This window comes from Mesorhizobium sp. M4A.F.Ca.ET.022.05.2.1 (assembly GCF_003998845.1).
GTDB lineage: Bacteria > Pseudomonadota > Alphaproteobacteria > Rhizobiales > Rhizobiaceae > Mesorhizobium.
On record NZ_RZOJ01000466.1, the window covers coordinates 1 to 4,534 of the forward strand.

Consider the following 4,534-nt stretch of genomic DNA (forward strand, 5'->3'; position numbering starts at 1 on the left):
CCTCCAGCTCGGCGTCACCTCGCTGGTCGCCGGCTATGTGCTGTCCGATCTTCTCGCCCGCTACCGTCGCGCCTATCCCGGTGTCGAGGTCTCGGCCATCGAGGACAATGGCGACTATCTCGAGCACCTTTTGATCGGCGGCAAGCTCGACATCGCCGTCATGGTCACCTCGAACCTGCGCGACCGCACCGCGCTGCAGTCGGAAATCCTCGAGGTCTCGGCCTATCGCCTGTGGGTGCCGCTCAGCCACAAACTCGCCAGCGCCGACATTATCGATCTCAGCGACATCGTGTCGGAGCCGCTGATCATGCTGACCGTCGACGAGATCGAGGAGAACACCGGCAAGCTGCTCGCGGCGCTCGGCGCCAGGCCGCATGTCGCCTTCCGCACCCGCTCGGTCGAGGCGGTGCGCAGCCTCGTCGCCACCGGCGCCGGCGTGGCGCTGCTGCCCGACCTCGTCTACCGGCCATGGTCGCTGGAAGGCGACCGCATCGAGTCGCGCGATATTTCCGGCGCCTTGCCGGTGGTCCAGGTCGGCATGGTCTGGCGCCGCGGCTCCAGCCTGCCGCAGGCCGCGCGCGACTTCATCGGCCTTGCCCAGTCGCAGCGCATGGTCCGCCAGCGTCCGTGACAAGCTGGCCGCCTTTATCCATCGGAAAAACCGATATCGCCTTTCTGATAAATGAATTTGCGAAACCGGGAATTTCGCAGCAACCTCCGGTTAGGGAACCAAAAGCCGCCGCTGAGTGCGGCCCCTTGGAGCGCCGCCCATTTTCCTGGTTGGTGGACGCTTCAATGTTTTGAGGGTGCGCATGATCTTATCGGAGACATGCGCCAAAATGGGAGATCGATGATGAATTCATTCCTGAAGTCGTGCACTGCATTGACGGTCGCGCTGACCTTCTCCGGCCAGGCCATCGCCCAGGTCAAGGAGCTCGGCAAGGGCGAGGGCGAGGTCAACATCGTCGCCTGGCCGGGCTATATCGAGCGCGGCGAAACCGACAAGGGTTATGACTGGGTGACCGCTTTCGAGAAGGAGAGCGGCTGCAAGGTCAACGTCAAGACCGCCAACACGTCGGACGAGATGGTCTCGTTGATGAACGAGGGCGGCTTCGACCTCGTCACCGCGTCGGGCGATGCTTCGTTGCGCCTCGTCGCCGGCAAGCGCGTGCAGCCGATCAACACCGATCTCGTCCCGAGCTGGAAGAGCGTCGACGACCGGCTGAAGGACGCCCCCTGGTTCACGGTCGACAAGGTGCACTACGGCGTTCCCTATCAATGGGGCCCGAACGTGCTGATGTACAACACCGACGTCTTCAAGGAAGCGCCCAAGAGTTGGAGTGTCGTCTTCGAGGAGATGAAGCTGCCCGACGGCAAGTCGAACAAGGGCCGCGTCCAGGCCTATGACGGTCCGATCCACATCGCCGATGCCGCCAACTACCTCATGTTCCACAAGCCGGAGCTCGGCATCAAGGATCCCTACGAGCTGACCGAGGACCAGTACAAGGCGGCGCTCGACCTGCTGCGCGTCCAGCGCACGCTGGTCGGCCGCTACTGGCACGATGCCGCGATCCAGGTCGACGACTTCCAGAACGAGGGCGTGGTCGCCTCGGGCTCGTGGCCGTACCAGGTCAACACGCTGGTCGCCGCCAAGAAGCCGGTCTCCTCGACCATTCCCGAGGAGGGCGTCACCGGCTGGGCCGACACCACCATGATGGAGGCCGACGCCGCCCATCCGAACTGCGCCTATATGTGGATCGAGCACTCGCTCTCGCCTAAGGTGCAGGGCGATGTCTCCGCCTGGTTCGGCTCGCTCCCGGTGGTGCCGGCCGCCTGCAAGGGCAACGAGCTGCTCGGCGAGGAAGGCTGCAAGACCAACGGCTACGACAATTTCGACAAGATCAAGTTCTGGAAGACGCCGGTGTCGAAATGCGCCAGCGAGAACGACCAGTGCGTGCCCTATTACCGCTGGGTGTCGGACTATATCGGCGTCATCGGCGGACGGTGAGTTCTTGCCCTCCCAGTGCGGGAGGGACGACGCGCAGCGTCGGGGTGGTTTGGCCGGGCAGGTTCCCCGCTACCACTCCGCCCGCGGCTTCCCCGCGACCTCCTCGTTGAGGGGGAGGTGAAGTGCCGTAGCATTCGCGCTGCCCGCTTGCTGGCGGCGAGAGCGATTTCGACCAAAGACAAACCGGCTAAAGACTGACAACTCATGACCTCGGCCGTATCCTTTCAAAAAGTCTCCCGCCATTTCGGCAGCGTTCGCGCCGTCGACGCCGTCGATCTCGACATCGCGCCTGGCGAGTTCTTCGCCATGCTTGGCCCGTCGGGCTCCGGCAAGACAACTTGCCTGCGCCTGATTGCCGGTTTCGAGCAGCCGACGTCGGGCTCGATCTCGATCTTCGGCGAGCGCGCTGAGGGCGTTCCACCCTATCGGCGCAACGTCAACACCGTCTTCCAGGACTATGCGCTGTTTCCGCATCTCAACGTGCTCGACAACGTCGCCTACGGGCTGATGGTCAAGGGCGTCGGCAAGCCGCAACGGCACAGGGCGGCGGAAGAGGCGCTGTCGCTGGTCAGGCTTCCGGGCTACGGCGGCCGCCGTCCAGGCCAACTCTCCGGCGGCCAGCGCCAGCGCGTTGCGCTCGCCCGCGCGCTCGTCAACCAGCCCAAGGTGCTGCTGCTCGACGAGCCGCTCGGCGCGCTCGACCTCAAGCTGCGCGAGAACATGCAGGAGGAATTGAAGTCGCTGCAGAAAGTGCTCGGCATCACCTTCGTCTTCGTCACCCACGACCAGGGCGAGGCGCTGTCGATGGCCGATCGGGTCGCCGTGTTCAACGACGGCAAGATCATGCAGATCGGCACCCCGGAAGACATCTACCAGCGCCCGAAGACGCGCTTCGTCGCTGATTTCGTAGGCTCCTCCAACGTGCTGCCGCCGGATTTCGTCCAGCGCTATTCCGGCCAGCGTCGCTGGGGCAGTCTGCGCCCCGAATCCATCCGTATCGCGCGCGAGGCGAGCGGCGACGGCGTTGCCGCCCGCCTGGTCTCGACCAACTATCTCGGCGCGACCACCAGGCTGGCGCTCGATGCCGACGGCTTGCGGCTGCACGCCGTGGTGCCCGCGGGCGTCGCGCTGCCGGTGGAAGGTGAAGCCGTCATGCTCACCTTCAACCGCGATCAACTGCACTTGATGGATGAGCCGGCATGAGCATCGAGGCGACGATACCGTCGAAGGTTGCCCCCGCCATCCTGCCGGGCAGCGGCGGGCCGCGCGGCGCGCTGTCCGACCTCTTCTGGCGCCGGCCGAAGCTGTTGCTGCTGCTCATGCTGCTGCCGCCAGTGCTGTGGCTCGGCATCGTCTACGTCGGCTCGCTGTTCGCCCTGCTGGCGCAAAGTTTTTTCTCCATCGACGAGTTCTCCGGCCTCATCAACCGCGAGTTCACGCTGAAGACCTATGGCGACCTGTTCCAGGCCGCCAATCTCGACATCATCCTGCGCACGGTGACGATGGCGGCCCTCGTCACGCTCGCCTCGGCGATCATCGCCTTCCCCATCGCCTACTACGCGGCGCGCTATGCGCGCGGCCGCTGGAAGGCGCTGTTCTATCTTGGCGTCATGCTGCCGCTGTGGTCGAGCTACCTGGTCAAGGTCTATGCCTGGAAGCTCATCCTCGCTAAGGAAGGCATCCTCACCTGGCTGCTCGGCAAGCTGAACCTGTTGTGGCTGCTCGACGCCTGGCTGGCGCTGCCCGTCGTCGGCGGCAATTCGCTGTCGGTCTCCTTTACGGGCACCTTCATCGCCTTCGTCTATGTCTGGCTGCCGTTCATGATCCTGCCCGTCCAGGCGGCGCTCGAGCGCGTACCCGGCAATCTGGTCGAGGCCTCGTCCGACCTCGGCGCCTCGCCCGGCCAGACCTTCCGTAACGTGCTGTTCCCGCTGGCGCTGCCCGGCATTGTCGCCGGCTCGATCTTCACCTTCTCGCTGACGCTGGGCGACTACATCATCCCGCAGATCATCGGCACCTCGCGCCTGTTCATCGGCCAGGCCGTCTATTCGCAGCAGGGCACGGCCGGCAACATCCCGCTCGCCGCCGCCTTCACCGTGGTGCCCATCGTCATCATGGGCTTCTACCTCTGGGGCGCCAAGCGCATGGGGGCCTTCGATGCGCTCTGACGGCTCGCCTTCCGCCCCGCTCGGCCTGAAGATCGCCGCCGCCTTCGGCCTGCTCTTCCTGCACCTGCCGATCCTGCTGATCTTCGTCTACGCCTTCACGACGGAGGAAAAGAGCTTCGTCTGGCCGCCGCCGGGGCTGACCACGCAATGGTTCGCCGTCACCTGGAACCGGCCGGATGTGTGGGAGGCGCTGTCGCTGTCGATCCGCGTCGCCGCCATCTCGACGGCGATCGCGCTGGTGCTGGGCACGCTCTGCGCCGCCGCCGTCTCGCGCACGCGCTTCTTCGGCCGCGAGACCATCTCTTTGCTGGTCATCCTGCCGATCGCGCTGCCCGGCATCATCACCGGCATCGCGTTG

General features: G+C 65.2%; 4 protein-coding genes and 1 pseudogene. All 5 read left to right on the top strand.

Annotated elements, in window-relative coordinates; genetic code table 11:
* On the top strand, positions 1–631 hold a 631-nt coding region (locus EN745_RS30610; protein WP_127422973.1), incomplete at its 5' end, for a LysR substrate-binding domain-containing protein.
* A gap of 222 nt (positions 632–853) precedes the next feature.
* On the top strand, positions 854–2,008 hold the full coding sequence (locus EN745_RS30615) for an ABC transporter substrate-binding protein (RefSeq protein ID WP_126059253.1): 1,155 nt from the start codon (positions 854–856) through the stop codon (positions 2,006–2,008).
* Positions 2,009–2,212: 204 nt separating this feature from the next.
* Entirely contained in the window at positions 2,213–3,211 is a 999-nt protein-coding gene (locus EN745_RS30620; RefSeq protein WP_126056769.1) for an ABC transporter ATP-binding protein, read from the top strand.
* Entirely contained in the window at positions 3,208–4,176 is a 969-nt protein-coding gene (locus tag EN745_RS30625; protein WP_127404742.1) for an ABC transporter permease, read from the top strand. The genes EN745_RS30620 and EN745_RS30625 overlap by 4 nt, the downstream gene beginning before the upstream one ends.
* A pseudogene (locus tag EN745_RS30630) lies at positions 4,166–4,534 on the top strand (ABC transporter permease); the annotation flags it as partial. The gene EN745_RS30625 and the pseudogene EN745_RS30630, both read left to right, overlap by 11 nt.